This window comes from Tamlana crocina (assembly GCF_012037625.1).
The window spans coordinates 1-352 of the sequence record NZ_JAAVJS010000534.1 but is presented as its reverse complement, the minus strand read 5'-3'; the positions used below and the strand labels follow the sequence as shown (position 1 = coordinate 352).

General features: G+C 43.5%; 1 protein-coding gene. It reads right to left on the bottom strand.

What is annotated here, in order from left to right; translation table 11 throughout:
• Window positions 1-352: SUMF1/EgtB/PvdO family nonheme iron enzyme (locus HC176_RS17925; protein ID WP_167920360.1), on the bottom strand; the 352-nt coding region annotated here is incomplete at both ends.

Genomic DNA, 352 nt, shown 5'->3' with positions numbered 1-352 from the left:
TGTAAAGCCTTCTTTTTCCAGCCTAAGTTCATTTACTCTGTCGGTTCTCCACTTGCTAAACTCTACTGCCTGAATCCAGCTTACTCCCACTACCGGGTAATTAGCGTATGCCGGGTGGCGCAGGTAATTATTGGTCATGGTTTCGTTATAACCTAACCTGTTTCTCCAAACAAGAGTATCGGGAAGTGCCCCGTGATAAATATTTCGATAACGTTCTTCACTTGGAGGGTAAACTCTTTTTAAATAATCGAGGTACTCCAGGTACATGAGGTTGGTAACCTCAGTTTCGTCCATGTAAAAGGACTGAACGTGCTGTTGAGTAGGAGAGTTATTCCAGTCATGCATCACATCA